Raw genomic sequence first — 25,751 nt, 5'->3', positions numbered from 1 at the left:
TTGTTGCTGCCGCTTCGCTTTCGCACAGATAAAACAATTGTTGCTGCCGCTTCGCTTTCGCACAGATAAAACATTTGTTGCTGTCGCTTCGCTTTTGCGCAGAGCAAAGCTTCCTGGGGGCGTCCGCTGAGACACTAATCCCCAAGGAGTCGCCCAGCCTCCACTCCAATCAACTTATTTACATAGTATACGGTTAACAAAAGTCACCCACAACTTTTGGTGATGAACCATATTTTTAACATCTTGAAAGTTTCTAGCCATTTGGTATTTCTTTTTTAGACATAACTAATTATAATTAGTTATGTCTTGTTATAACGAGTTATAAAAGGAGTATAATCAAAGTGAAAAAGTATTATAGTTTAATAGCTTCATTGTTACTACTGGTCGGCATTTTAGCAGGTTGTGGTAGCCAAGGAAGCAACAACAAAACAAACCAACCAGTTGAATTAACGATTTCCGCAGCAGCTAGTTTACAAGAATCATTAGAAGAACTTCAAAAAAACTATGAAAATGAACACGATACTATTAAAATCACATTTAACTTTGGTGGCTCTGGTGCTTTACAACAACAAATTTTAGAAGGTGCTCCTGTTGATCTTTTCTTTTCAGCAGCAGAGGATAAGTTTGATGAGCTAGTTCAAGAAGATTTAATCGATAAAAAGCAAGGAACAGATCTTTTAGCGAACGAATTAGTATTAATCGTTCCTAAGAAAAATGAAAAACAGATTCACTCATTTGAAGACTTAACGAAGGTTGATAAGATTGCCGTTGGTACACCTGAAACAGTTCCTGCTGGCAAGTACGGTATAGAAACATTGAAAAATATGAACCTTTGGGAACATGTAGAATCAAAAGTAGTGTATACAAAAGACGTACGACAAGTTCTAACTTATACAGAAACTGAAAATGTTGATGCAGGTCTGGTTTATAAAACAGATGCTCTTGTATCAGAAAAAGTCGATGTCGTTGCTACAGCCAAAGAAGATACACATACACCTATTATTTATCCTGTAGGTGTTATCAAAGATAGTAAGCATGCAAAAGAAGCGGAAGAGTTTTATCACTATTTACAAAGTGATCAAGCGATGAAAGTATTTAAAAAATACGGCTTTCAAGGAACTCATTAATAAATGAGTACGGATTTCTGGTCACCTCTTAAACTTTCTATCGAGATAGCCCTTGTGTCAGGAATAATTGTCATAGTAGCAGGTACTCTATTTGGTAAATGGATGGCTAAACGCAATTTCAAAGGAAAATTATTTCTAGAAACGGTGTTACTTTTACCATTAGTATTGCCTCCTACTGTAGTAGGATTTCTTCTAATTATTATTTTTGGCAAAAACAGCGTGCTAGGTAACTTGATTACATGGCTTTTTAACCAACCCGTTATGTTCACATGGTGGGCAGCTGTCATAGCCTCTACTGTTGTTGCATTTCCTTTAATGTATCAATCTGCAAAAACCGGCTTTGAATCTGTTGATGAGGACATTGAGAACGCTGCACGTGTTGATGGTGCTAATGAATGGCAAGTCTTTTTCTTTATTTCTATCCCTCTTGCATTAAAGTCAATTGTTTCAGGTGGAATTTTAAGTTTCACACGAGCTTTAGGTGAGTTCGGTGCAACCTTAATGTTTGCTGGAAACCTCCCAGGCAAAACGCAAACGACGCCACTTGCTATTTACATGGCGATTGGTTCAGGTAACATGTCACTCGCTTGGTCGTGGGTGATTTGTATGATAGGTATTTCCTTCCTTATGCTTCTGAGCGTTCATCTCATAAAGGCATAAAGTAAAACTTTAATTACTGACGAGCCTTTTCAGGATAAATAGAATAAAAGATGTAGTCGGTTCACTAAACTGTACCAACTACATCTTTTCTTTTTACCCTCCACTAATAGGTGGAATAAAGGCGACTGTATCCCCTTTTTTTACAACCGTTGCATCTGTTGCAAATTCCTCATTTACTGCTGTCATGACATGTTGTAAATGAACTTGTGGATATTGTATTTCCATCCATTCTTTAATTTGACCAATTGTTCGGTCTGACAGGTCTACACATAATTTTGACTCACCGATACTTTCTTGTAAGTGAGCAAATAGTAATATGTTAATCACAAGATTCCTCCTCACTTATTGATGGATTTCCTTTTGGATAAGGGACATTTTCTAATTGATCACCAATCCATTCGGTCCCATCTTCCCAATACTCTTTTTTCCAAATAGGCACAATTTGTTTAATACGATCAATAGCATATTCATTTGCTTCATAAGCTATTTTACGATGTGGTGATGAAACCGCAATTACTACGGCAATATCCGAAATTTCTAAATGGCCAACACGATGTGTAATGGCTACTTTTGCTTCTGACCATTGTTCTTGTATTTCTTCAGATATTTGTTCAAACATTTTAATAGCCATAGCTGGATAAGCTTGATATTCCAAATGTAGTGTTTTCTTTCCTTTGGTCATTTCACGCACTGTTCCGATGAAAACAGTGATTGCACCAGCATTTCGATCTGTTACTTTTTGTCTAACTTCTTCAACATCAATTGGTTTATCAATGATTTCAAACAACGTTGTAGTCATGAATCTCTCCTCATTTCCTGCATAAGAACTTCCATATATTGTGCTTTTTCTTGAATTGAAAAAGTTGGATAATTTAACGGTTTATTTAGTGGATATGTGGGCCAATAAAGAACACAGACGATATTGCTTACTTTTTGTAGTAAAGATTCATCTTCCGCCTTGCGTAAAAGAACAACCTTCGGATAATCTTCATTTTTATAGCCTTCAATGAGAATGATATCCATATTAAATGTTTCATAAATAGCTAGTATATCAGCAAGCTGCCAGTTACTTTGGTGAATACTCATGCGCAAAGTACCTTCTCCCTCAACTGCTGTTACACTTGCGCCAGCCTTCTCATGGCGAACACTATCTTTTGAACTTTCTATCATAGGGATACCACCATGTCCATGATGCTTGATTGTTCCTACACGAAAACCTTCTGTGGTGGCTTGTGTAATGAGTTGTTCCATTAACGTTGTCTTGCCACTATTTTGATAGCCTACGATTTGTAAGATTTTTCGATAATGTCCCATGGCCACTCACTTCCCAGCAAATCTTCTAGCAATAAGACAACAACTTGCATGCCTTTTTCGTAACCACGTGATCCACCTGGTAATACAATAAAAGAATTGGCCTCCGCTAAGGATGAAACGGCACTAGATTTATCGAACCCAGAAGGAACTGCAACTAATTGACCGTTTTCGTAAGAAGCATTCGCACGCACAAAACGAGTAAACGGATTCGGTTTTTTAAAGTCCGCATTTAAAACAGCCTGCTCTCTACGTAGATGAGGTTGCTTATTACCAAACGCCGTTCTTATAATAGGTCGTGTAAATAATTCAAAACCAACATAGCAAGCTGACGGATTACCTGAAAGTCCAAATAATAATTGACCATTTCGAGCCGCAACAGTCGTTACACTACCTGGTCGCATTGCTACCTTGTTAAAAAGTACTTGTGCGTCAATGGCTTCATAAATGGCAGGTAAATAATCGTAATCACCTACAGATACTCCTCCTGTTGTAATCAATATGTCTACTTCCTGAAGAGCTTTTTCGACAGCTTGAATACATAAATTTAAATCATCGCTAAATTTACCAAAATATTTGACGGTTGCCCCAGCACGTTCAATTTGAGCCATTATCATATAGGCATTGCTATTACGAATTTTCCCTGGCTGCAAAGCATCACTCGGTTCTAGTAATTCACTTCCTGTTGCAATTACGCCAACGATTGGTTTTCGAAAAACAGGTACTTGATCATAACCAAAAGTAGCAAGTAATGCGACAACGCCTGGATTGATGTATTGTCCTTTTTCAATAAGAATTGCGCCTTTTTGAACGTCCTCACCCTTATAGGAAATATTTGTTCCCGCTTCATAAGAGCGTTTAATTGACATATAACGTTGATCGTCTTCTTCAAAGCTTTGCGTTAATTCTAGCATAACGACTGCATCACATCCGTGTGGGATAGGAGCTCCTGTCATAATACGCACCGCTTCTCGATCACCTACTTCTCCTTCAAATACAAAACCCGCGCCAATTTCCCCCACTACTTTAAAGGTTACTGGATTTTCAGAACAGGCTTCTTGACTATCGACCGAGCGAATAGCATAACCATCATAAGGTGAACGATCAAATGCTGGTACATCTTGGTCCGCAGCAACATCTTCTGCTAAAAATCGTCCATGTGCTTGCTGTAGTGAAACGACCTCTACTTTTTCTTGGAATGCAAACTCCATGACCCGTTGAACCGCTTCCGCAACAGCAATTGGTTTTCTTTTTTCTAACATTTTAAAACACTCCTTTATCCGAATAAACGATAATAAATGGTTTTAGCTTTTTGTATATCTTTTACGCCGTGAATGACAACTCGTCCATCTTGGAAAATCACTAGTCGATAATCTTCTGCTTGGCAAGATAATAAATAGGGATTTTGTTGAATATCACCATAAGGACGAAGTTGGACAGCGAGCTGATCCAAATTATAGTGAATTGGTTTAGGTGGACGTATTTGAATAGCATCCCGACCACATAATACATTTAATTTTGTTTGATTTTCATATGACAAGTATGGATAGGTCGGATTTTTGCCACAGGATGGGCAATCATGATTTCGAATTTTTTCTACGTTTATTTCATAGTGTTGATTTTGCCAAACATCAAAAGTTAAATAACTTTTACGTAATGCCTCTTCATTGCCAACTAAAAACTTTAATACTTCAGCTACTTGATAAGCTGCTACGATTTGAACAGTTGGACTTAGAATTCCTACTGTATCGCATGTCATCCCTGTATTAGGCATCGCTGCTAACAAACAATGTAAACAAGGTGTTTTACCTGGCACAATCGTATAAGTAGCGCCATAACTGCCAATACAAGAACCATAAACCCATGGAATTTGATATTTTTGTGCAAGATCGTTCATCATAAAGCGAATATCAAAGTTATCCGTCGCATCCACCATCATATCGACATCTTCAAGCAGTGAAATTAATTGCTCTGTACACGCATCAACAATATATTCGTTGATTTCTACCTCAGAATTAATGCTTTGTAGTCGTTTTTTTGCAGCGATTACTTTAGGGACTTTTTCTTGCGCATCTTGTTCCGTATAAAGTTGTTGTCTTTGTAAATTACTCCACTCTACATAATCACGATCAATAATCGTCAACTTTCCGATACCTGCCCTTACTAGAGCCTCTGCGCTAGCACTGCCTAAAGCACCAACCCCTATCATCAGGACATGCTTTTGTTTTAGTAGTAGCTGCCCGTTTTCTCCGATTGGGCTGAATAATTGTTGTCTAGAATATCTATTATGCATAAACGTTTTTGCCTTTCTTTCTATGAATTTTAGTTTGACCTTTTCATTTATAGCTTTATAATAAAAGCAATGTTTTTCAGCAAAAACAATATCAACTCTATAAAAGGAGGCCTTTTACCTTGCATCCCACACATAGTCAACTTCCTATACGAGCTGCCATTTTAACAGTGAGTGACACACGCACGAAGGCGGATGATCATGGTGGTCAGCGTATTCAATCATTACTTCAAGAAGCTTCATTTGAATTAATAGACTATCAAATGTCAAAAGATGAACCACTTGAAATCTCAAACCATGTACAAAAATGGTGCGATGATCCTACCATTAATACCATTATCGTAACAGGAGGAACAGGGTTTACACCGAGAGACCAAACTTACGACACGATTCTCCCACTTTTCGAAAAAGAAATGATGGGATTTGGTGAATTATTTCGAACACTTAGCTATGAAGAAATCGGCCCAAAATCCATGTTTAGTCGTGCAACAGCAGGTAGTCGCAATAAAACGGCTATCTATGTGCTACCAGGTTCCACGAATGCCGTGACTCTTGCCATGACAAAACTGATTATTCCTACTGTGCAACATTTTGTCGGTGAGTTGAATCGCATATGAAAATAGCTGGTGTTGTCTTAGCTGGCGGTCAATCTTCTCGGTATGGTCAACCGAAAATGTTTGAATTATTTGCTGGTCTGCCTTTATATAAGCAAAGTCTCATAGCCTTACAAAAAAATCAACTACATCCTCTCATTATTGCTACGAATGCTAGCTTGCAATCGAAGTTTGTAGAAGAAGATGTCCAATGGATCATTGAAAAACAGCCTCATCAAGGACCTCTGTTTGCCTTGCATAATATCATGACAAATTTTCCGGAAGTAGAGTGGTTTTTCGTAATAGCAAGTGATATGCCTTTTATTAATGCAGAATTTGTCCAAACTATGCTAACATTTATCGATGATCGTTATGAGGCTATTGTTCCTAAACAAGCTTCAAGATTACAACCACTTGCTGCTTTATATCGACGCTGTGCTTTACCAAAAGCACAGCAATTAGTCCAACAAAACAAACGAAGTATGAAAGTCTTGTTAGAGCAACTTCAAGTATGTTATGTTCCCTTTGAAGAAGATAGCTCAACATTTATCAATATCAATTCACAACAAGATTGGCTACAAACATTTGAAAGGAAATCTAATAATAATGAGTAATTTTACACACTGGAATGAAGAAGGTCGTCCTAAAATGGTCGACATTTCAGAAAAAACAATCACAAACCGTACAGCTATCGCTCGCAGTACAATCACGTTATCCGATGAAGTCTATCAAGCCATCCAACAAGGAGGCATTAAAAAAGGCGACCCAACGCAAGTGGCACAAATTGCTGGGATTATAGGTGCTAAAAAAACGGCTGATATTATCCCAATGTGCCATCCGATTATGTTACAAGGAACAGATCTTCAATTTGACTATACAAAAACAGAGGTTGGTTACGAACTACACATTCAAGCTACAGTGAAATGTAGCGGTAAAACAGGTGTCGAAATGGAAGCACTAACTGCTGTATCCATTGCTGCACTGACTTTTTATGATATGTGTAAAGCCGTCGACAAGTCTATGGTGATTAAAGAAACATACCTTGTTCAAAAAACAGGCGGAAAAAGTGGCAACTTTGTGCATAAATAAACAGAAAAAATCCGGCATTATTTTGCCGTTTTTTTTCTGTTTTTTTACCATAAATCACTAATACCACTCTATTTCGTCTAACCACCGATGTGTGACATTTCAATTTTTGAGTTTTTCCGCTTTTCCATTGTCTGTTCATTTCGTTCATCGGAATAGCGATCTTTTCTATTTTCCCAGACGTTCGAAATGCATTGGGTGATCGTTTCATCATCTTCCCCAGACCTTAACAATTCTCGCAAACTCGTTCCCTCTGTTGCAAATAAACACGTATATAATGTTCCTTCTGCCGAAATACGAGCACGCGAACAAGTGGAGCAGAAAGAATCTGTTACAGACGATATCACGCCAATTTCACCTTGGGCATCCTCATATTGATAACGTGTAGCTACTTCCCCTTTATAATTAGGGTCGACAGGATGCAAGGGAGAAAATTGATGGACTTGGTCAACGATTTCTTTCTTCGACAGAACCTCATCAAGCCGCCAACCATTCGAATTACCAACATCCATATATTCAATAAAGCGAAGAATATGCTGTTTCTCTTTAAAATATTCTGCCATTGAAACGATATCTTGCTCATTTTTTCCTTTTTGAACAACCATATTAATCTTAACTTGTAAACCTGCTTCTGCCGCTTTTTCGATACCTTCTAATACCGCTTTCACTTTTCCTCTATGGCCATTCATCTCAAAAAAACGTTCCTCATTTAGAGAATCTAAGCTAATAGCTACTCGCGATAAACCAGCCCTCGCCAATTCATTTGCATATTTTTTCAACAATGTGCCATTGGTCGTTAAAGCAATATCCTCTACTCCATCTATGCAATGTATACGTTCAATTAATGTCGGCAGATCACGACGTAGTAAAGGCTCACCACCAGTAATGCGTACTTTTTTCACACCTAATGAAACGAAAATCTTTACTAATCGTTCGATTTCTTCAAAACTCAATATTTTATCGGACGGTAAAAAAGCATAATCTGGACCAAATACTTCTGCAGGCATGCAATATTGACAACGAAAATTACAACGGTCTGTTACTGATATCCTTAAATCTCTTAATGGTCTTTGTAGTTGGTCTCGTAGATTAGTAATGTTAATCTCTTCCTTTCATTTTATTTGTAGGTAAGTGAATACGTTCTTTATGTGTATAAATATTAAGTGTGTTTTGGCGAATAAAACCTACCGTCGTAATACCGAGTTGCTCTGCCAATTGCAATGCTAATTCTGTTGGTGCTGATTTGGACAGCACAATTTCACAGCCAATTTTCGATACTTTAAGTAGAATTTCCGATGAAATCCTTCCGCTAAATACGATGATTTTGTCCTGAATGCTAATGTTGTTTTTTAGGCAATATCCATAAATTTTATCTAAGGCATTATGGCGCCCAATATCCATTCGACTTAATAAAACTCCATTCGTATCACATAGCGCTGCATTATGAACACCACCAGTTTGTTTGAATATTTCAGCCAAATCTTGCATATCTCGCATTAAACGAAAACAATCATCTGTTGTAATACGTACATGAATACCGTCCATTTTTTTAGCTACTAATGCATCATTAGCAAAAACAAACCCTTGGCGGCTCATGCCACAGCAAGAGGTAATATAACGTTTATTTTGAATTTGTTGAAAGTAAGGATTCACACGCTTTGTTTTAACATGCACAAACCCTTCTTTTTCTTGGTGCCAAATGGCTTCAATATCTTCGTAATTGCGAATAATTCGTTCAGAAGCCAAATAGCCAATAACCATATCTTCTACATACTCTGGTGTACAAACCATCGTCACAAATTCTTGCTCATTAATCTTCACTGTGACAGCATATTCTGTGACAACAGTATCTTCTATTTCTTTGCTTTGATTACCTTCAACACGAATGATGTCTCTTGTTACTGCTCGTTCCATATGGCATCCCCTTTATTCACTAATATTATTTTCAAAAACAAATACAGAAATAGCAAAATCCTCTTCAATTTTGATATCTGAAAATAAATGGAGTAACTTAGAGCCCATCAGTTCTTCCATGCCTTCTGGTGGTGATTTAGCATACAAATCTTGAATCATTCTTGTACGTGCAGCATGAACCATCTTTAACCCTTCAGGTGTACTCGCAATAAATTTTTCTGTCGGTGTGATATTACCATACAAAGTTGACACAGCCATGTTCTCGACGAAAACAGTATGAATACGCTCTGGTCCTTTTCCAAATATATCTTTGCGTAATTTTCGAATAATGTCGTTGAACTCATGCACTTTTTTTGACATTTTAACGATTCTCCCAACGTAATTAATCTTTTTATCCTATTTTTATGGGGGTCACCCTTATAGTTTGTTAATAATATAGCAACTTAAATAAAAATTAAAGAGAAAATATCCAATGATAATTATTCTCAATCAATAAATTTTACTATAATTATTGTCCATTTTGGCTGAAAAGGCTATAATAATTGGTATTACATATGGAATGAAAGTATTTTGATTCCTATGTCATGGTTTCATACAAATAAGTTTGAACTATTGGCATGGTGGTTTTAATATTTATATTCTATAGTTATATTGAATAAAAAATAAAAGTAGATTGAATTTTTAGCAAGGCCTGTTAAGAATTTTATCCACCATGAATAAATAGCATGTTTTAAACGTGCCTTTTCATGGTGGATTTTTTTATTTTTCAGCAATATCAACATTGACAACTCGTAATACATGTTTCTTCATCTATCTTAGTGTAGAAATTTGATAAATCGGGAAATGACATGATAACAAGACCATTTTTTAAATGAACAAGACATTCAAAATAAAAAAACTCGTAGTTCTATTCCCGGTTTATCCTCAGTATTAACCTGTTGCAAAAGAAGTCTTAAAGAACAAAAGGAGGAAATCACCTTGACTAAAATTAACATTAATGGCCAACCGTATGATGTAGCAGAGGGAGCTACAATACTTGATACCATTAATCAAAATGGCATCGCCCATCCACAAATTTGTCATGTACCATCTGTTGATCCTATCAAAACTTGTGATACATGTATCGTTGAAGTGAATGGACAATTAGTTCGCTCTTGTTCAACAAAAGCTATAGACGGCATGGATATCCAACTTACTTCTGATAAAGCGAAAGCTGCACAAACAGAAGCGATGGATCGTCTACTAGAAAACCATCTGCTGTATTGTACAGTTTGTGATAATAACAACGGAAATTGTACATTACACAACACAGCAGAATTAATGGAAATCGAACATCAAAAATATCCTTATCAACCAAAAGTTGAACCACACGAAGTAGACATGTCACACCCGTTTTATCGATATGATCCAAACCAATGTATCGCATGTGGACAATGTGTAGAGGTTTGTCAAAACTTACAAGTTAACGAAACATTATCTCTTGACTGGGAAGCCGAAAGACCAAAAATAGTTTGGGATGAAGGCGTTGCCATTAACGATTCTTCATGTGTAGGCTGTGGACAATGTGTTACTGTTTGTCCATGTAATGCCTTAATGGAAAAATCAATGCTTGGCGAAGCTGGTTTTATGACTGGGCTTAAACAAGAAACATTAGATCCGATGATTAATTTAATTAAGGAAGTTGAACCTGGTTATAGCGGTATCTTCGCTGTTTCTGAAGTCGAAGCTGCTATGCGTAGTAAACGTACTAAAAAGACAAAAACAGTTTGTACTTTCTGTGGAGTAGGTTGTTCGTTCGAAGTGTGGACAAAAGACCGCAAAATTTTAAAAGTGCAACCTTCTGACGGTCCTGTAAATGCTATTTCTACTTGTGTAAAAGGAAAATTCGGTTGGGACTTCATCAACTCTGAAGAACGAATTACAAAACCATTAATTCGTAAAAATGATGCATTTGTTGAATCTTCATGGGATGAAGCGCTTGACTTAATTGCTACTAAACTAGGTGGCATTCAAAAAGAACACGGTTCTGGTTCTGTCGGCTTTATTTCTTCTTCAAAAATTACAAACGAAGAAAACTACTTAATTCAAAAAATGGCACGTCAATTATTCGAAACAAACGACGTTGATAACTGCTCACGCTATTGTCAATCTCCAGCTACAGATGGCCTACTACGCACAGTTGGTATAGGTGGCGACGCTGGAACGATCAAAGATATCGCAAAAGCTGGCCTTGTTATTATTGTTGGGGCAAACCCTGCAGAAGGTCACCCTGTTTTAGCTACTCGTGTAAAACGTGCCCATAAGTTACACGGTCAAAAATTAATTGTTTCCGACATTCGTAAACATGAAATGGCTGAGCGTTCTGATATTTTCATACGCCCAAAACAAGGAACAGACCAAGTATGGTTAATGGCCGTTACAAAATATATGATCGATCAAGGTTGGCATGATGAAGCCTTCATTAAAGAGAACGTGCACTTCTTTGATGATTTTAAAGATGTACTTGAAACATACACACTAGAATATGCAGAAAAAGAAACGGGCATTTCAAAAGAAACGTTGATAAATGTTGCTGAAATGATTCGTGATGCTGACGGTACATGTGTACTTTGGGGTATGGGTGTTACACAAAATACAGGTGGCTCATATACATCAGCTGCAATTTCTAACCTACTTCTAGCTACTGGTAACTATCGTCGTCCAGGTGCAGGTGCCTACCCTCTTCGTGGTCACAACAATGTTCAAGGTGCTTGTGATATGGGTACACTACCAAATCTATTACCAGGTAATCAAAAAGTAATAGACGACGAAGCACGTAAGAAATTTGAAGAAGCATATGGTGTGAAAATCAAACCTGAACCAGGTCGTACGAATATGGCAATGTTAGATGCTATCATGGAAGGTAAAATGAAAGCAATGTATTTAGTTGGGGAAGATATGGCACTTGTAGATTGCGATGCTAACCATGTAGATAAAGTACTTTCACAATTAGACTTCTTTGTTGTACAAGATTGCTTCCTTTCACGTACAGCACAATATGCGGATGTTATTTTACCAGCAGCACCTTCTCTTGAAAAAGAAGGTACTTTCACGAATACAGAGCGTCGTGTGCAACGACTATATCAAGTATTACCAACACTTGGTGAATCAAAAGCCGATTGGGAAATCCTACAAACAGTTGCCCGTCGCTTAGGTGCTGACTGGAATTACAGTCACCCAAGTGAAATCTTTGCTGAAATGGCTAGTCTTGCTCCATTCTTCTCGCAAGCGAACTATGATGTATTAGAAAATTGGGGTAGCTTCTGTTGGGGTAGCCATGATGGTAAAGACACACCTTTACTATATGAGGATGGCTTTAACTTCCCTGACAAAAAAGCTCGTTTTGCTTTAAATGATTGGATCAGACCGGTTGAATATGAAGCGCAATATGATTGCCATATTAACAACGGTCGTATGCTTGAACACTTCCATGAAGGTAATATGACAAATAAATCAAAAGGTATTCAATCGAAAGTACCTGAAATTTTTGTTGAAGTATCACCAGAACTAGCAAAAGAACGTGGCATTGAAGATGGAGCTCTTCTTCGTTTAGTGTCTCCTCAAGGCGCATTAAAATTAAATGCCCTAGTAACAGATCGCGTACAAGGAAATGAACTTTTCTTACCTATGAACTCTGTTAGCAAAGATTCAGCGATTAATTTCTTAACGGGCCCAGCTGGAGACATCAATACATCCACACCAGCGTACAAACAAACAAAAGTACGCGTAGAAGTATTGAAACAAAAAGGAAAATCGCCACTTCCTAGAACAAACCCGCGTTATAAAAAACGTCATCCACAAAATGGTGTTGAGGTAGAACGCAAATGGAATCGTCCTGGCTACGTTCACTTAACAACTAACGAAAGGGAGTGAGTTCATGGCAGCACCAATTACGACAATTCAAAAAGCGCAAAAAACAGAAGAACAATTAAAGGAAGAAAAATTAGACAATTTAAAGCAACTTCTTTCTGAGAATGAAGAAATGGTTAACCAGGTCTTTACGATCATGGCAGAACTAAATGATATTGGAGCACTAGAAGCAGCTACGAAACTACTTGAAGCAAAAGAGGATGTTGCCCATATTGCACTTGGTCAATTAACTCGTAAGCCTGTTACGAATATCATCAACAACTTAATGGGTGTTGCGGGAGCATTAACCGAACTGAACCCAGAAACAACAACAAAGCTGATTGAAGGCTTAAATACTGGCTTAGATGAAGCGAACAAAGCCGTTGAATCTGATGAAAAAGTTAGTGCCTTTAAGCTGTTCAAAATGCTAAACGACCCTGATGTTAATCGTGCTGTGAATTTTGGCGCTCACTTCTTAAAAGGGCTAGGAAAAGGCCTAAAATAGGAGGATGGTTATATGCTAACGAACGAGCACATTTTAAAAACTTTACAGAAAATTGATGACCCAGAGCTTCATAAAAGCATCGTTGACTTGAATATGGTACGCAATATTCAAGTCAATGGTACGGATATCTCACTTGATATTATCTTGACTATTCAAGGATGTCCTTTAAAAGCCAAAATCCAACAAGATGTTGAAGAAGCGTTGAAAGCAATCGGCGCATCAAATGTCTCCATTACATTTGGTTCTATGACAGATGACGAACGTCGTAGTTTAACAGCTTCTTTAAAATCAGAAAAAGTTACAGATAAAGGTATGCCTAAAATGCTTCTACCCGATTCTGGTGTCAAATTTATCGCAGTTACTAGTGGTAAAGGTGGCGTCGGTAAGTCTACCGTGACGATTAACTTAGCAGTAGCTCTTGCCCGACTTGGCAAACGTGTAGGTATTTTAGACGCCGACATATATGGATTCAGTATTCCTGCCATGATGAAGATTGATCAAAAGCCAACAATGATTGACCAAACAGCTATTCCAGTCATAAGTCACGGTGTAAAAATCATGTCGATGGGCTTTTTCACAAACGAAAACCAACCTGTCATGTGGCGTGGTCCAATGCTCAACAAATGGATTCGTAATTTCCTTGTCAATACACATTGGGATGAACTAGATTATCTCCTCATAGATTTACCACCTGGTACAGGAGATGTAGCCATTGATATGGCGGCAATGATTCCACAGGCACAAGAAATTATTGTCACAACACCGCACCTTGCAGCTTCCCATGTTGCTTCTCGTGCAGGTTTGATGGCTCAACATACGAACCACTCAATTCTTGGTGTTGTTGAAAACATGGCTTACTTTGAAAATGCAAATGGTGAAAAGAACTATCTATTCGGTCAAGGTGGCGCCGAAAAATTGGCAGATGAGCTTCAAACAAGTATCATCGCTCAAGTTCCATTTGCGCAACCTGAGGAAAATACAGGTTCTTCCGTTTACGACGAAGATTCTATTATTGGTGAAGTATTTACCCACCTTGCAGAAGATTTGATGCATCAATAAAAATGCAGGCTAAAGCAAGAAAACCCTTGACTCGTTCTTATACGAGACAAGGGTTTTTTCATGGAGCCATGTTCAAATTTGAAACACTCCCCTACTATTTAGTTCAATAGCCTGCCTTCTTTAAAACCTGCATAAAATAAAAACGGTACGTATTTTTAACGAAAGAATCTAAAGGCAGCCCAACATTTAATTGATACTTCGTAAAAATAAAATAAAAACGCTTATCCCATTTTAACCGTAATAATTCCCCAGCATCTTCACCGTATTTCTCCGTAAATTCCTCAATTAAAGGTTCAATCATATAGTAGCAATAGTCTTTTAAGTTTGCGAGAGCCTCTATATCTTTCTCCTTTTGAAAACGTGTAATCCAATCTACTAATTGTTCATTCATTTTAAAATCCATCTCTCTATAATTTTGAGTTTCTTCCTATTAAATTATAACTCTTTTTGTAAGTTTTCGCTTCTCTCATTTCTTAGACATTTGGATTGATAAAATCAATAACTAAATTTGAAAAGAGGCTGGGACTTAACTCGTTTATTTTGAAAAATAGCGAAAAGAGATAATAACTTTTCCGCTTCATCAAATTGAATTTCCCCATCTAAAATCAAAAAAATGTTAGACCGATTATATCGGTCTAACATTTTTCTTTTTGTCCCAGCTTCTTTTTATGAGGACTCTTCTTTTTATTTAATTTCTTTCCATAAAGACAATGCGAATATCCAATTCGGATCTCCATACCCTTGATAGCTTTGAACAGCTTCATATTTTTTACCTTGGTGCTCTACTTTATCACCTTTTGTGTACGCTTTAATTGGGCTCCATTGCTCATAAGACGACCCTTGCTCTTTTGTAGTTACAGTGAAAATGGAACTTTTAATAGATTCATTTCCAGCTGCATCAACGGCAGTGACCGCATACTTATAAGTTGTATTTGATTGAAGATTCTTGTCCATAAAGGATGTAGTTTTCGATGTTCCAACTACAGTCATTTGTCCTACTGATGTCCCTCGATATACAACATAGTGATCAACTGCTACATTATCCTCTGATGCACTCCACATTAAGTCTACACTTGAGGATGTTACGCCCATCGAGTGTAGTGCAGTTGGTTGCGTTGGTGCTTCTGTATCTGGAACTGCAATCGTTGTCTCTACAGCTATAGACTCACTTTCTTTAGAAACATTTCCAGCTGCATCCACTGCCTTTACTGTATATGTATATTTTGTATTCGCTTTTAAATTTTTATCTGTGAATGTAGTTCCCGGTACATTTCCAACTACTTTACCATCACGGAAAACTTGATATTCTTTTACACCCACATTGTCCGTAGAAGGATTCCATTTTAGCTCAGCACTGTTAGAAGTAACTTTCGTTGCTTGTAATCCATTTGGTTGAGATGGAGCTTCCTTATCTACATCCACATTATTCACCAAATTAACATCAATTACATTATAGAAAGCATTTGCAGTATTCGATACATCCCAAACAGCTAAAATAACGTGGTAGCCACTACGATCAGTTGGTACGTTAATTGTATGAGTTAAATTAGTTGATGCTTCAGTACCGTTATGTTCAACAGTTCCAATTGGCTCAAGATCAGCACGGGTTAATGGCTTATTAGGATCCCATCCCTTTTTCGTAATATAATAGTGCCATTTACTTGTTAAATGCGACTGAGTGTACTTCCATTTAAAGGTATTTGGTCCTCCTGTAATCGTATTCTTAAACCAGCGATTTACGGATTGTTGATCTAGGATGCCATCAAACTGACCTCCTGCAGATGCAATTTTACCATCAACTGGTCCACCTTGTGGAAATCCTTTTTTGGCCTCTAAGCTCTGTGGCTCATACATAACCCTTCCACAACTCAAGTTAAGCGCGCCATAACTTTGGCTACATAAGGCAGCACGGCTAGCTGGTTTTTCAACAAACCCATGTGCAGATGCATTTGGTGCCATTGCAATCCCCATGATTCCCGCTGCTAATAATGCAGCACTTATCCCCTTTTTACTCTTACTTAATTTCGTGAATTTAATGTTCATATAACTAGTCTCCTTATTTTGAAATTGTGTTTCTATTGGTATAATAGCTACGAATTTACTAATAAGCAAACTATGAATAAACATGATAAAAGGTGTATTAAGTGAGTATGTTTTTCCTCAAACTATATAGATAAATAGCGCTAAATGTAATAAATATCTTATAATTTTGTTATATTTCATTCAAAAGTGCTATAAATTTCAACAAAACGTTCATAAAGTGTTCAAGTTAAATTTGTCATTTTTACGATTTCAACAAAGAAATAAAGACTAAAAAAACAGCTCATGCTTCCTAGGCATGAGCTATTTTCACATTAGACTGCTGGATCATAACTTTCGATGTACTTTCAATTCCATACCAACTCTTTTGCTTCTTTATTATCTATCTGAAATATATAAAAACTATTATTAATGAGATCAGAGGAAAACTTCGAAATTGTTTTAAAGCCACCTGGTGTCAATGATTACGAAATATCTACTAATAGTTAAAAATGAATACTAGACCCTTATTCTAATTTGCGAGCCCTTTATTATATTCAAGCCATTTTTCCATTTCTCTCTCCACAGCTCGATTTTGCCATTCAAACCAAATACCAGAACATTCACTGCAGTGACTATCTACTCCATTTTTATGATGCATATCTTTACGTGTAAATATAGTTTTTTTACGACAGCTGTAGCAGTAAACTTCTTTCTCTTTATCAAATTCCATACCTATCAACTCCAACATTTTTCACATATTTATTTCCTTTTTTCAGATAAATTATTCTAATTTACAAAAGAAACATCACGGATGGAGAATGATATTAACAAATGGTTTAGTGACATCATTAATCGCATGTGAATAACCCAATAGAGGCTAAGTGCAACAAAATACATTTTTCAAAGAAATTAATCTGACCACATTAAGAATGAACAACATGAAAAAAGAAAGTGCCTCAAATCCTTGAAAACAACGGATTTAAAGCACTTTTCAGTTGGTTCTAATTTTTTTGATCCTCATGGAGTTTTTTATGATTTATTAAAGCTAAGCATTAACTTAATCCTACTCACAGTAGTCAGTCGCGACCTGCCTCGTAAAACTTCTGTGCCACCATAGCCGGCCTTGTACGGGTGTCAGTAAAGTGGTCACCGTCGCCTACAATCAGGCGGAACTGCCCGAGTCGTCTGGACATATTCGGATGCCGGCCGTAATTCTCTCCTCGTGGCAATGCGTTGTCTTGGTAGAAATAGACATAGCTTTTGGGCGTAGGTAGCGAGTAGAACGTTTTAAGATCCAGTTTCTCGAAAAGCGGCTTAGCCGGTTCCGGAGTAACGTTTTCATACATCCTTTCAGCGTCCTCCAAAGTGGCCGTATTGACGAACGAATCCCGAAACAGGGAAAACGGCATAAAAATCGTATCGTCCTTCGAGCTGGCTCTGAGCTGTTCAAACCCTTGTCTCATTTGGGGCGAGAATTCGTCAACAACGGATTCCCCGTCTTTCAGTACGAACGCGTCCCAGAATACAAGTCGCTTTATGCGATCCGGTACCTGCTCTGCAACCTTTTGAATAACTGTTCCTCCAAAACTATGTCCGACGAGAACAAAGTTACGTAAATTCCATTTTGTTATAAAATCAACGACGGACTTCGTAATCATCGCATGCGTGACATTTTTGTTCGGATCTTCGCCGTGACCAGCGTATTCAGGTGTATAAACGTCATGCCCACTTCTGCGCAATTCTGCCGCTACTCCATCCCAGAAGTGGGCATCGGCCCAAGAACCATGCACAAGTACGAAGGTAAGCCATCGCTATGAGGGTAAACGGTGTCTTTCATCAAATTCAAGGGCACTATTGTTCCAGGCGACCAATAAGGGGCGTAAAAAAAACTGCTGGGCATAGATCTATAATCGTGATAGGGAAATTAGGGATAAGGAAACATGAACAAGATTCTTTTCCCAATATAATAGCCCTTCAGGATCACCGCAGAAAGGCCTAATGTTACTTTTTCTGACGAATGTACAATTTGTTCATGAGCTTGTATTTGGTGAATTTTTTATGATCTCGCGTAATTACTTTGTAATTTTCCTGTACTGTGTACACGTAAATATCTCCGTTTGGACTTCCGTTAATAACAATGTAAATAATTTTGAACATTTTCTCTTGCGCCCTTTTTTTCGAATTTCCGAAAGCTGTTTTGCTGTTCGGTTACTTATACAATAAAAGTGAGCTAGAGTTTTATAACAGGCAAACGAAAAAAGATAAAAAAATAACGCTAAATCTATGCTTTCGTTTGCTGTGCGTCCATATCTGTCAACATCTGAGTATATTCTTCATCTGCCAGTTGATTGTTGGCGTCACTTTCTTTAGCATATCGTCATAGCTGTAACGTTGACGATCAATTAAAAATTTATATAAGTCATATACCTTCATAATAATTCCCATCCCTGGATACCCATTTCATTCATGGCAATTAAGTATTCTGTATTTATAAAAGTTTGTGCCTGCATTTCTTCAACTGTTGGTGTAGGTTCGATTGGTGTTGGATAGTGTATAACTGGCGCTGTAAATTCAGTTTATCGCTGTTATAGTCCCATCCTTCTTGAAGATCGTTACGTCCAGTAATATCTAAAAAGTCCTCCTGATTAGGATATGGGGGATGATGTAATTTTTATGTGTTTTAACATTGTAATTCTGCATGACTATATACTGTGCTTGGTAAAATCTTTTGTAGTCCATCCATTTCACCTGTGACTTTCAAATTTTGTTCAGCCTTATGATACATATCAATAAGTTGCTTATAGATGCTTGTATAAGTCTTTGCAGCGTCTAAGTAATTTTGGAAATAAGAGCTTCGTCTATCAATGGAGTAATCACCTTGTTGCATTTCTTCAACTGAGCCAATTAATTTCACATAATGACGAAGTTCTTGAATTTCAACAATTAAAAAAGCCAGTTCATCAATAAGGCGCAACGCAACCTATCTTTGATGTCCAACTAGATCAGCAAATATTTTTTTAACTTAGTGGTTTTTTGCTTGGTTTTTTCTTTCAGAATAATTCAGTTTTTTGTTCTGGGACGGCGGTTTTCGAAACTTGCCCTGTCATCGCGAAACCTCTTAGTTTTTGTGATAGGTGAGGGTTATATGAAGCGGAGGAAATCTAAGGTTGGCACTTGGTCTTCATATTCCCCAGTGAGTTTTTTTGAAGGGGGGCTATACACTAGCTCTCCTTTTTCATCAAACGAAAAGCCTGTGGCATTGTTTGCTTTGGTTCACCAATTGTTTTCTTATTGTGACACTCAATGCAAAGGAACTGAAGGTTCTTGTGGTTAAGAGTAATCATTGGATCGTAGATATTGTTGATATTAATCTCTTCAATATGGTCAACGATGTAACCGAGATTGGCTTGACAATGTTCACATAGTTCATCATCTAATGAATTGATGTACGATGCCCTACAATCCCTCCATGCCTTGCTATTATTAAATTTCTTAGCAGCTACCATATGTTCTCTCATCCTTGCCTCCATAACAAAAAGAGCCACACCATCTATCGGTGTAGCTATTGTTCAGTTATAAATGTGCATAATATTAAATTAGCACAGTCAAAACAATAATGAGTTCGTTTTTCGTTCACGAAAAGTTCAATCAATCTCACCAAACATTTGTAAGTGGTGTAGCACTTACATCATATAGCTCGATTTGCTTTTTCATAAAGGATTTTAATGTTGAATCAATATTATAAACTAAATCATAAGCCATTTCTTTTAAAAATCCATAAATTAAAAATAAATTATTCGCATATACACAAATATTCCCATCATGATTTTTCCAAATTTTATTTTCAAAAGAAATCTCTCCTTGTTCTGTAACATAATCATTTACACATTTTTGGAGGAATTTATTTTCTTTGGGAAGATAGATATATACAGAGTTCAAATGTGCTGGGATTTTCATTCCCATTAACTCTCTAAACGCACTATCTTGGCTTATTTTTTTATCATCACTCACATATCTGCACACGTTTTTTTCCCAGTCTCTCATAAACATAGATTTTTCAGTAGTAGTTAGCGCATAATAATGATTAAGGGATTTTATAAATATTTCAAAAAACACATGGTAATGGAAATCACTATAATTATTAAAAGGTCTATTAATACCCAAAATATACGCTTTTACTTTGAATAGTTGCTCTTCATTTGTTATCAAATGCATCAAACCTCGTGGTGTATAAATAGTCAGCTCAATTTCATGATCTTCACAAAGACTTTCTAAATAACCATAGAACTCTTCTGTTATTTCAAAATTTAGTACTACATGCCATTTTTTAAATTCATATCCTTTTGAAGATGTGTATGTTAGAAGTTTATTGAAATCAGTAAATAATTTACTTTCATGAGATTTTACAACGTTTTTAATAGGAGCATAAATAGAAAAAAATTCACTTGGTTGCTTTTTACCTTTACCCTTGAAATACCCATCTACTCCAGAGTCCTTCGTACCCCTTGTCCATTGAAACTTTTTAAAACTACTTCTTAAAATAAAAGTAGCATAACTTTCAAAAACAAAATCATTTGACTGTAATAAAGCCTGTTCAATACTTCGCAAATTTAATGCATCATTTTTCTCCCACCCATTCATAAATATCTCCCCTTTATATTGTACATATGCAACTTGTAAATAAGTATATCTTATACTATAACAAAAAACCTCCAACACATCTTTTCCCCTGTATTGTCCTTTTCGCTTCATAATTGTTCGTCGGTATCTGCAACTAGAAACTAAATATGATATTGATATTTGGATGGATTTAAGTTGGTAAGACAAAGTATTATAAAAAAAGAAATGGGTATTAATCAACAACAAATACTCGATTTTCAAAGTCTTCGTTTTATCGAAGAAAATGAGAATATTGTATTCCTTGGTCCAAGTGGTGTCGGCAAGACCCATCTGGCCACAGCAATTGGCATTACTGCAGCTAAAAAGCGAACAAGTACCTATTTTATTAAGTGCCATAACTTAATTCAGAATCTGAAAAAAGCCCGTTTAGAAAACAGGCTAGAGAGTCGTTTAAAACATTATACAAAATATAAATTATTAATCATCGATGAGATTGGTTACTTACCTATTGATTCAGAGGATGCGAAACTATTTTTCCAGCTTATTGATGCCCGTTATGAGAAACGTAGCACGATTTTCACAACGAATGTGAACTTCAAATCATGGGATGAAATTTTCCCTGAACCGAAGTTAGCGAACGCGATATTAGATCGTATTTTACATCACGCAAGTGTTGTCACAATCGTCGGTGATTCATACCGATTAAAGCATCATTTAACCTCGGAAAACGAGTGATTTTGTACATCCTTAAACGAGCGAAAATGTACATATTGGTGTTGACATTTATAAAATAGTATTATGGTGATGGCGGAAGTCAAACTAACATCTCTTAGAAACCAGCATTTATAAGGGGTTTTTGCAGTTTTGAAATTTTACTAAATGCCAAACTAAATGTTATTTTACTAAATTAGCGTTGTGGGGGACAAGTTTTCTAAAAAAATTATGAAACACACGTGACTTATCAGCTCCTTTTTATAATAAAATCAATGTCATAATTTCCTGCAAAAAAAAAACGTCCATCTTACATTATAGTGGACGTTATTTAATGCTTACTTATAAATTAATTTCCTGGATTATCTATAACTTTGATGAATATATAATTTATGTTTATGCTTATATTCTATCCTTCTACCTCTCTCACATCTAACGTTTGTACTAGGGAACTCTAAATGATCTAATGTTATCTCTGGATAAAAATTATTAAAAATAAATTTTATAAAAGTATTAAAACAAATAGGCTCCTCAGTATTTATTCTTGATTCTGGATGTTGTGTATGCATATGCGCTTTAGGATGCTCAGGATTATCATTTGTAGTATCTAAATCTATTCTAATAGGAGATCTCATTCTATAATTCTCAGAATCCGCAAGAAATAATTCCACAATTTCAGCAAAAGAATCATATTCTTCATCCTCAAACTCTACCTTTACCGGACAAGGCCACCATAATAGATTTTGAAAAATTAGATTATCTCCTCTAAAACTAAATGAGACTCTTATTATAGAATAATCAAATAAAATAGCATGATAAGCTCCCGATTCTAGTATCTCCATATACTGGTCTACCTTTAAAAAAGCCTTACTACTTACTTTCCTTCCCCCTCTATGATTTTTCCAAGAAAGGCGAAATATATCTTTATCAATTAAATACTCTTCTTCAATCTCATTATAAAAACGTATTAGATTACGAGTTTTAAGTATTTCCAAGGAATTGTTTATCTGGGATTTAATCACCAAAACAGTATTACTAGGTTTTCTATTCATCATCAGAACGTGTTTCAATCGTATTTAATAAGATTTTAAGTTCTGGGAACATACTTGCGTCAATTTTACCCTCGGAAATTAATGCTATTAATTCATTAATCCCAGTCTGTGCAATAGTTATTTTCCTTTTATCTTCTTCACTCTTATCACCATGGATTAATCTTAACTGTTCTAATTGAGCTAAGGTTGGAATATTAAACTCCAAAGTATACTCATTCCTAATACATTTATTTGCCTCGTTTATTAAAATACCCATATTATTTCCTACTCCACAAATCTTAACCCATCCTCTTGAACGAGTAATTGCAGTAAATAAGATATTTCTTAATTTAATCATTTCTGCTCCTGAAGCACAAAAATCAGAATTTAATATATAAACCTTTGGTGCCTCATTACCTTTAGCCCTAAAGATACTTGAACAAGTTACCGTATCGTCTTCTCTAAATGTATCTCTATCAGTTGTCACACCTGCTAAAAGGGAATTAATACCTTTAGAATTTAAATATTTTCTAAATTCCATGTACTCTGATTTAGCATGATAAGCATCAGGAAAAACAACTAAAATATCATCATAATCTAATTCTTCATCTTCAATATCTTTTTCTATTTGTTCAGATACCCAACGATATTGTTCAAATTTAGAATTGAACATTTTCATTTCTAAAGCTTCATCTGGGGTTATTAAAACATCAAAATATTCAGGGGATGATTCGTCTTTACGTTTTAAAGTTACATTATCCCCATACCCTAAATTACCTGAAACTTTCCGATATCCTATATCTGTCCATAACTCTAGGTCTCTGAAGAATTGAACAACACCACCATCTCTGTATATACCGAACCCCAAAGCATGTGCCATAGTAAGAGCCCATCTAGTGTTTCTATAACATACAGGTAATGCAATATCCCTTTGGGCAGAATTCCTAATATTATCTATATTAACTCTAGGATTTCCATCCCTATCAGTACCAAATAAATCTTTGACATCAGGCATTGTATCATTTGTTAAATTTTGCAACTCATCATAAGCGAATACTATTCGTTTAGGATCTTTAGTTATTTCATAGCATAATTTAAAAAAGCCTGAAGGCATATCTTGGGCTTCATCAATTAATACAGCATCATATACGGCTGGATACTTTTCTGGCATTGTATTTAATAATTCAATACATATTCCTTCAAATGCATGATCTCTACCATATTTAGCTTTAGCATTATTAAATGTTATTGGAGTAATATTCAGAGTATTAGCAATTGTAGAATATACGCCCTTTTCACTATCTGTCCCCCAGGCATGTATGATGTGCAATTTTTTAAAATTTGGTTCATGGCCTAAAAATTCAAAAGAAAACTTAGTAATTAAATCTTTAAACTGTTGTCCAAGTGATCTTGTGTAATATGTAACTACAATATCCCAATCTTGATTTTGAGCGTGTAAATAAGCTGCTTTTAAAGCTAAAACAATTGTTTTCCCAGAACCAGCTAATCCCCTAACACGTTGTGGGCCTTCTGGAACTTCAAAAGCTGCTTTCTTTTGCCAAACGTCTAAATTAGCAATTTCTTTTTCAATCTCTTTGATTTTCGAACCTAATGAATTACTTTTAGATACATTTTCTCTATCTTTTCTCGGTTTCATTGAAGAGATTTTATGTAAAGCTTCTTGTAATTTTTCAAATAGACTTACATCAAATTCCGGTAATTCCTCCATCTGCGTCTTAAGACTATCAGGTGAAACAAAATAATAGGTTTCTCCTTCAAAATTTTTCTCATATGAAATTTCATCTGATGTAGGAAAAAAAGTTATAACATTCGGTTCAAAAGCTAAATTTCTCCCTTTTCGCAATGAATTATATTGTTTAAGTGTGTTGTCCAACTGGAAATACATTTTATCATGTCGATCGTATATATCTATTGATGATTCTCCAGCAAATACAAAAGCCGTCAATCCATATTGTTTACTAACTAACAGTGCATCCACTGTTACTACTTCTTTATCTGCTGCTCTTAATAAATAATTTAAAAACAAAGATCCGTCAATATCATTGGATAATTTTTCGATTTCACTAACTAACAGTTCTGTTGCTCTTGGGTTAGTTATTTTACCACGTACTACATCTATAGCCATATGAACCTCTCCTCTTATAACATTGGATTTTTAAACGCCTTTTTTAGGCAACTTGTTAAATACGCTTACCTTACTTTTTAGAATGTTATCAACTCAAATTGTACATTAAATTTACTGATCGTGCAGGTAAATTACTGATAAAAAATCACCAAGTTGAACTGGCTACACTAAGTTTAAAAAAATAAGGGCTAATACACTTAGACTACAAACTATAAGGTGCGTGCTACTCGCCACGTCAAAATTGAACTTTTCCACCTGAATTCAAATTACAATATGTGTATGAAGTGGTCAGTTAATAGAAAAAAGTAGTTCAACAAGCCTTATTTAAAGCACTGGAACAAGTCTCTATCCAAAAGAAGTAATTAAAATCGAAGTACAGATACAAAAGAAATGAACGGCATAGAATATCATACCAACCGAAGATCCTAAAAATCTTATTGTTCTCTCTCGAATCACCCGATTCTCTTTTCATCTCATTGTAATATTGTGTCGTAATAAACACGCAACGCAACAATAACTTCTACTTGTTCCCATATTTTTTTCGAACTTCGACCGCTTAAAAATGCCTTTGATTCCTATTTGCTATTTTCTATTCATTACTGTTACTCAAATTATATATCTTAATTAAAGGCTACCATCCTTACTTCTCTGAAAAAATCAGGGGAGCTCGATTCAGAACAGACACGTAGCGTCCTTGCACTACATTTTCTATCCTTTTCTAACGTATTCTCAAAAAAGCGCCTCAAACCCTTGATATTAAAGGGTTTGAGGCGCTTTTTTTGTTGGTT

Annotated in this window: 26 protein-coding genes; 9 read left to right on the top strand and 17 right to left on the bottom strand. The window is 36.1% G+C overall.

From position 1 onward, the window contains the following. Window positions 1–341: 341 nt before the first annotated feature. Together modA and modB are read left to right on the top strand one after the other, a co-directional pair. Complete coding sequence (modA, locus tag ACFCYJ_RS16995; protein WP_376075229.1) at window positions 342–1,127, top strand: molybdate ABC transporter substrate-binding protein; 786 nt, start codon at window positions 342–344, stop codon at window positions 1,125–1,127. A gap of 3 nt (window positions 1,128–1,130) precedes the next feature. Next, window positions 1,131–1,787 carry a molybdate ABC transporter permease subunit gene (modB, locus tag ACFCYJ_RS16990; protein ID WP_376075227.1) on the top strand — a complete coding sequence of 219 codons (657 nt, stop codon included), beginning with the start codon at window positions 1,131–1,133 and terminating at the stop codon, window positions 1,785–1,787. Window positions 1,788–1,880: 93 nt separating this feature from the next. Here the strand turns inward: modB and moaD are convergent, their stop codons facing one another. Genes moaD through ACFCYJ_RS16965 form a run of 5 tightly spaced genes read right to left on the bottom strand, consistent with a single transcriptional unit; the run spans window position 1,881 to window position 5,391 of the window. Beyond that, window positions 1,881–2,114: a molybdopterin converting factor subunit 1 gene (moaD, locus tag ACFCYJ_RS16985; RefSeq protein ID WP_376075225.1), complete on the bottom strand. Its 234-nt coding sequence runs from the start codon at window positions 2,112–2,114 to the stop codon at window positions 1,881–1,883. Further along, window positions 2,107–2,586, bottom strand: a complete 480-nt coding sequence (locus tag ACFCYJ_RS16980) for a molybdenum cofactor biosynthesis protein MoaE (RefSeq protein WP_376075224.1) — start codon at window positions 2,584–2,586, stop codon at window positions 2,107–2,109. Before ACFCYJ_RS16980 ends, moaD begins: the two co-directional genes overlap by 8 nt. Beyond that, window positions 2,583–3,107, bottom strand: a complete 525-nt coding sequence (gene mobB, locus ACFCYJ_RS16975; protein ID WP_376075222.1) for a molybdopterin-guanine dinucleotide biosynthesis protein B — start codon at window positions 3,105–3,107, stop codon at window positions 2,583–2,585. The genes ACFCYJ_RS16980 and mobB overlap by 4 nt, the downstream gene beginning before the upstream one ends. Further along, the gene (locus tag ACFCYJ_RS16970) at window positions 3,068–4,360 is read right to left on the bottom strand and encodes a molybdopterin molybdotransferase MoeA (RefSeq protein ID WP_376075220.1); all 1,293 of its coding nucleotides are present in this window, start codon (window positions 4,358–4,360) and stop codon (window positions 3,068–3,070) included. Before ACFCYJ_RS16970 ends, mobB begins: the two co-directional genes overlap by 40 nt. A 14-nt stretch (window positions 4,361–4,374) precedes the next feature. After that, window positions 4,375–5,391 carry a thiazole biosynthesis adenylyltransferase ThiF gene (locus tag ACFCYJ_RS16965; protein WP_376075218.1) on the bottom strand — a complete coding sequence of 339 codons (1,017 nt, stop codon included), beginning with the start codon at window positions 5,389–5,391 and terminating at the stop codon, window positions 4,375–4,377. A gap of 119 nt (window positions 5,392–5,510) precedes the next feature. Here ACFCYJ_RS16965 and ACFCYJ_RS16960 point away from each other — a divergent pair, with 119 nt between their 5' ends. The 3 genes from ACFCYJ_RS16960 to moaC are packed head-to-tail and all read left to right on the top strand — an operon-like array spanning window position 5,511 to window position 7,070. After that, window positions 5,511–6,005, top strand: coding sequence for a MogA/MoaB family molybdenum cofactor biosynthesis protein (locus tag ACFCYJ_RS16960; protein ID WP_376075216.1), 495 nt, complete (start codon window positions 5,511–5,513; stop codon window positions 6,003–6,005). After that, window positions 6,002–6,595: a molybdenum cofactor guanylyltransferase gene (mobA, locus tag ACFCYJ_RS16955; protein WP_376075214.1), complete on the top strand. Its 594-nt coding sequence runs from the start codon at window positions 6,002–6,004 to the stop codon at window positions 6,593–6,595. Before ACFCYJ_RS16960 ends, mobA begins: the two co-directional genes overlap by 4 nt. Beyond that, window positions 6,588–7,070, top strand: a complete 483-nt coding sequence (moaC, locus tag ACFCYJ_RS16950; protein ID WP_376075212.1) for a cyclic pyranopterin monophosphate synthase MoaC — start codon at window positions 6,588–6,590, stop codon at window positions 7,068–7,070. Before mobA ends, moaC begins: the two co-directional genes overlap by 8 nt. Window positions 7,071–7,147: 77 nt before the next feature. Here moaC and moaA read toward each other — a convergent pair whose 3' ends face one another. From moaA to ACFCYJ_RS16935, 3 genes are read right to left on the bottom strand one after another with little or no spacing between them, the layout of a single operon-like run. Beyond that, on the bottom strand, window positions 7,148–8,164 hold the full coding sequence (moaA, locus tag ACFCYJ_RS16945; protein WP_376075233.1) for a GTP 3',8-cyclase MoaA: 1,017 nt from the start codon (window positions 8,162–8,164) through the stop codon (window positions 7,148–7,150). Between the two features lies 1 nt (window position 8,165). After that, entirely contained in the window at window positions 8,166–8,981 is an 816-nt protein-coding gene (gene fdhD / locus ACFCYJ_RS16940; RefSeq protein WP_376075210.1) for a formate dehydrogenase accessory sulfurtransferase FdhD, read from the bottom strand. A 12-nt stretch (window positions 8,982–8,993) separates the two neighbouring features. Next, on the bottom strand, window positions 8,994–9,341 hold the full coding sequence (locus tag ACFCYJ_RS16935) for a Na-translocating system protein MpsC family protein (protein WP_376075208.1): 348 nt from the start codon (window positions 9,339–9,341) through the stop codon (window positions 8,994–8,996). Between the two features lie 618 nt (window positions 9,342–9,959). On the opposite strand from ACFCYJ_RS16935, the gene fdhF reads away from it, so the two are divergent. The 3 genes from fdhF to ACFCYJ_RS16920 are packed head-to-tail and all read left to right on the top strand — an operon-like array spanning window position 9,960 to window position 14,433. Beyond that, on the top strand, window positions 9,960–12,893 hold the full coding sequence (gene fdhF / locus ACFCYJ_RS16930) for a formate dehydrogenase subunit alpha (protein WP_376075206.1): 2,934 nt from the start codon (window positions 9,960–9,962) through the stop codon (window positions 12,891–12,893). Window positions 12,894–12,897: 4 nt separating this feature from the next. After that, window positions 12,898–13,374, top strand: a complete 477-nt coding sequence (locus ACFCYJ_RS16925) for a helical membrane plugin domain-containing protein (RefSeq protein WP_376075204.1) — start codon at window positions 12,898–12,900, stop codon at window positions 13,372–13,374. Window positions 13,375–13,386: 12 nt separating this feature from the next. Continuing rightward, entirely contained in the window at window positions 13,387–14,433 is a 1,047-nt protein-coding gene (locus ACFCYJ_RS16920) for an Mrp/NBP35 family ATP-binding protein (protein WP_376075202.1), read from the top strand. Window positions 14,434–14,536: 103 nt separating this feature from the next. Here ACFCYJ_RS16920 and ACFCYJ_RS16915 read toward each other — a convergent pair whose 3' ends face one another. From ACFCYJ_RS16915 to ACFCYJ_RS16885, 7 genes are all read right to left on the bottom strand, one after another. Continuing rightward, entirely contained in the window at window positions 14,537–14,824 is a 288-nt protein-coding gene (locus ACFCYJ_RS16915) for a hypothetical protein (protein WP_049667586.1), read from the bottom strand. 293 nt (window positions 14,825–15,117) lie between these two features. Next, window positions 15,118–16,476, bottom strand: a complete 1,359-nt coding sequence (locus ACFCYJ_RS16910; protein WP_376075200.1) for a lytic polysaccharide monooxygenase — start codon at window positions 16,474–16,476, stop codon at window positions 15,118–15,120. A 508-nt stretch (window positions 16,477–16,984) separates the two neighbouring features. Continuing rightward, window positions 16,985–17,185, bottom strand: coding sequence for a hypothetical protein (locus ACFCYJ_RS16905; protein WP_376075198.1), 201 nt, complete (start codon window positions 17,183–17,185; stop codon window positions 16,985–16,987). A 346-nt stretch (window positions 17,186–17,531) separates the two neighbouring features. Beyond that, a complete protein-coding gene (locus ACFCYJ_RS16900; RefSeq protein WP_376075197.1) occupies window positions 17,532–18,245 on the bottom strand; it encodes an alpha/beta hydrolase in 714 nt (237 codons plus the stop codon). A gap of 890 nt (window positions 18,246–19,135) precedes the next feature. Then, window positions 19,136–19,429 carry a hypothetical protein gene (locus ACFCYJ_RS16895; RefSeq protein ID WP_376075195.1) on the bottom strand — a complete coding sequence of 98 codons (294 nt, stop codon included), beginning with the start codon at window positions 19,427–19,429 and terminating at the stop codon, window positions 19,136–19,138. Window positions 19,430–19,676: 247 nt separating this feature from the next. After that, window positions 19,677–19,973: an HNH endonuclease gene (locus ACFCYJ_RS16890; protein WP_376075193.1), complete on the bottom strand. Its 297-nt coding sequence runs from the start codon at window positions 19,971–19,973 to the stop codon at window positions 19,677–19,679. A gap of 136 nt (window positions 19,974–20,109) precedes the next feature. Next, window positions 20,110–21,096, bottom strand: coding sequence for a hypothetical protein (locus tag ACFCYJ_RS16885; protein ID WP_376075192.1), 987 nt, complete (start codon window positions 21,094–21,096; stop codon window positions 20,110–20,112). 204 nt (window positions 21,097–21,300) lie between these two features. Here ACFCYJ_RS16885 and istB point away from each other — a divergent pair, with 204 nt between their 5' ends. Continuing rightward, the gene (gene istB, locus ACFCYJ_RS16880; protein WP_376075231.1) at window positions 21,301–21,810 is read left to right on the top strand and encodes an IS21-like element helper ATPase IstB; all 510 of its coding nucleotides are present in this window, start codon (window positions 21,301–21,303) and stop codon (window positions 21,808–21,810) included. A 338-nt stretch (window positions 21,811–22,148) separates the two neighbouring features. Here istB and ACFCYJ_RS16875 read toward each other — a convergent pair whose 3' ends face one another. Then, window positions 22,149–22,841, bottom strand: a complete 693-nt coding sequence (locus tag ACFCYJ_RS16875) for a DUF2290 domain-containing protein (protein ID WP_376075190.1) — start codon at window positions 22,839–22,841, stop codon at window positions 22,149–22,151. Further along, window positions 22,831–24,963 (bottom strand): DEAD/DEAH box helicase, encoded by a 2,133-nt coding sequence (locus ACFCYJ_RS16870; RefSeq protein ID WP_376075189.1) that lies wholly within the window; start codon window positions 24,961–24,963, stop codon window positions 22,831–22,833. Before ACFCYJ_RS16870 ends, ACFCYJ_RS16875 begins: the two co-directional genes overlap by 11 nt. Window positions 24,964–25,751: the final 788 nt, after the last annotated feature.

This window comes from Lysinibacillus sp. NPDC056232 (genome assembly GCF_042267565.1).
Lineage (GTDB): Bacteria > Bacillota > Bacilli > Bacillales_A > Planococcaceae > Lysinibacillus.
The sequence above is the reverse complement of the archived record's forward strand: the minus strand, read 5'-3'. Positions and strand labels throughout refer to the sequence as shown.

Excerpts from the sequence above, each read along its gene's own strand:
- ACFCYJ_RS16875 (WP_376075190.1), bottom strand. The coding sequence starts at position 22,841 with ATGATGAATAGAAAACCTAGTAATACTGTTTTGGTGATTAAATCCCAG.
- ACFCYJ_RS16905 (WP_376075198.1), bottom strand. The coding sequence starts at position 17,185 with ATGGAATTTGATAAAGAGAAAGAAGTTTACTGCTACAGCTGTCGTAAA.
- ACFCYJ_RS16925 (WP_376075204.1), top strand. The coding sequence starts at position 12,898 with ATGGCAGCACCAATTACGACAATTCAAAAAGCGCAAAAAACAGAAGAA.
- ACFCYJ_RS16915 (WP_049667586.1), bottom strand. The coding sequence starts at position 14,824 with ATGAATGAACAATTAGTAGATTGGATTACACGTTTTCAAAAGGAGAAA.
- ACFCYJ_RS16870 (WP_376075189.1), bottom strand. The coding sequence starts at position 24,963 with ATGGCTATAGATGTAGTACGTGGTAAAATAACTAACCCAAGAGCAACA.
- ACFCYJ_RS16965 (WP_376075218.1), bottom strand. The coding sequence starts at position 5,391 with ATGCATAATAGATATTCTAGACAACAATTATTCAGCCCAATCGGAGAA.
- mobA (WP_376075214.1), top strand. The coding sequence starts at position 6,002 with ATGAAAATAGCTGGTGTTGTCTTAGCTGGCGGTCAATCTTCTCGGTAT.
- ACFCYJ_RS16980 (WP_376075224.1), bottom strand. The coding sequence starts at position 2,586 with ATGACTACAACGTTGTTTGAAATCATTGATAAACCAATTGATGTTGAA.
- fdhD (WP_376075210.1), bottom strand. The coding sequence starts at position 8,981 with ATGGAACGAGCAGTAACAAGAGACATCATTCGTGTTGAAGGTAATCAA.
- ACFCYJ_RS16910 (WP_376075200.1), bottom strand. The coding sequence starts at position 16,476 with ATGAACATTAAATTCACGAAATTAAGTAAGAGTAAAAAGGGGATAAGT.
- ACFCYJ_RS16970 (WP_376075220.1), bottom strand. The coding sequence starts at position 4,360 with ATGTTAGAAAAAAGAAAACCAATTGCTGTTGCGGAAGCGGTTCAACGG.
- istB (WP_376075231.1), top strand. The coding sequence starts at position 21,301 with ATGGGTATTAATCAACAACAAATACTCGATTTTCAAAGTCTTCGTTTT.
- ACFCYJ_RS16935 (WP_376075208.1), bottom strand. The coding sequence starts at position 9,341 with ATGTCAAAAAAAGTGCATGAGTTCAACGACATTATTCGAAAATTACGC.
- ACFCYJ_RS16885 (WP_376075192.1), bottom strand. The coding sequence starts at position 21,096 with ATGAATGGGTGGGAGAAAAATGATGCATTAAATTTGCGAAGTATTGAA.
- moaC (WP_376075212.1), top strand. The coding sequence starts at position 6,588 with ATGAGTAATTTTACACACTGGAATGAAGAAGGTCGTCCTAAAATGGTC.
- ACFCYJ_RS16890 (WP_376075193.1), bottom strand. The coding sequence starts at position 19,973 with ATGAGAGAACATATGGTAGCTGCTAAGAAATTTAATAATAGCAAGGCA.
- ACFCYJ_RS16920 (WP_376075202.1), top strand. The coding sequence starts at position 13,387 with ATGCTAACGAACGAGCACATTTTAAAAACTTTACAGAAAATTGATGAC.
- modB (WP_376075227.1), top strand. The coding sequence starts at position 1,131 with ATGAGTACGGATTTCTGGTCACCTCTTAAACTTTCTATCGAGATAGCC.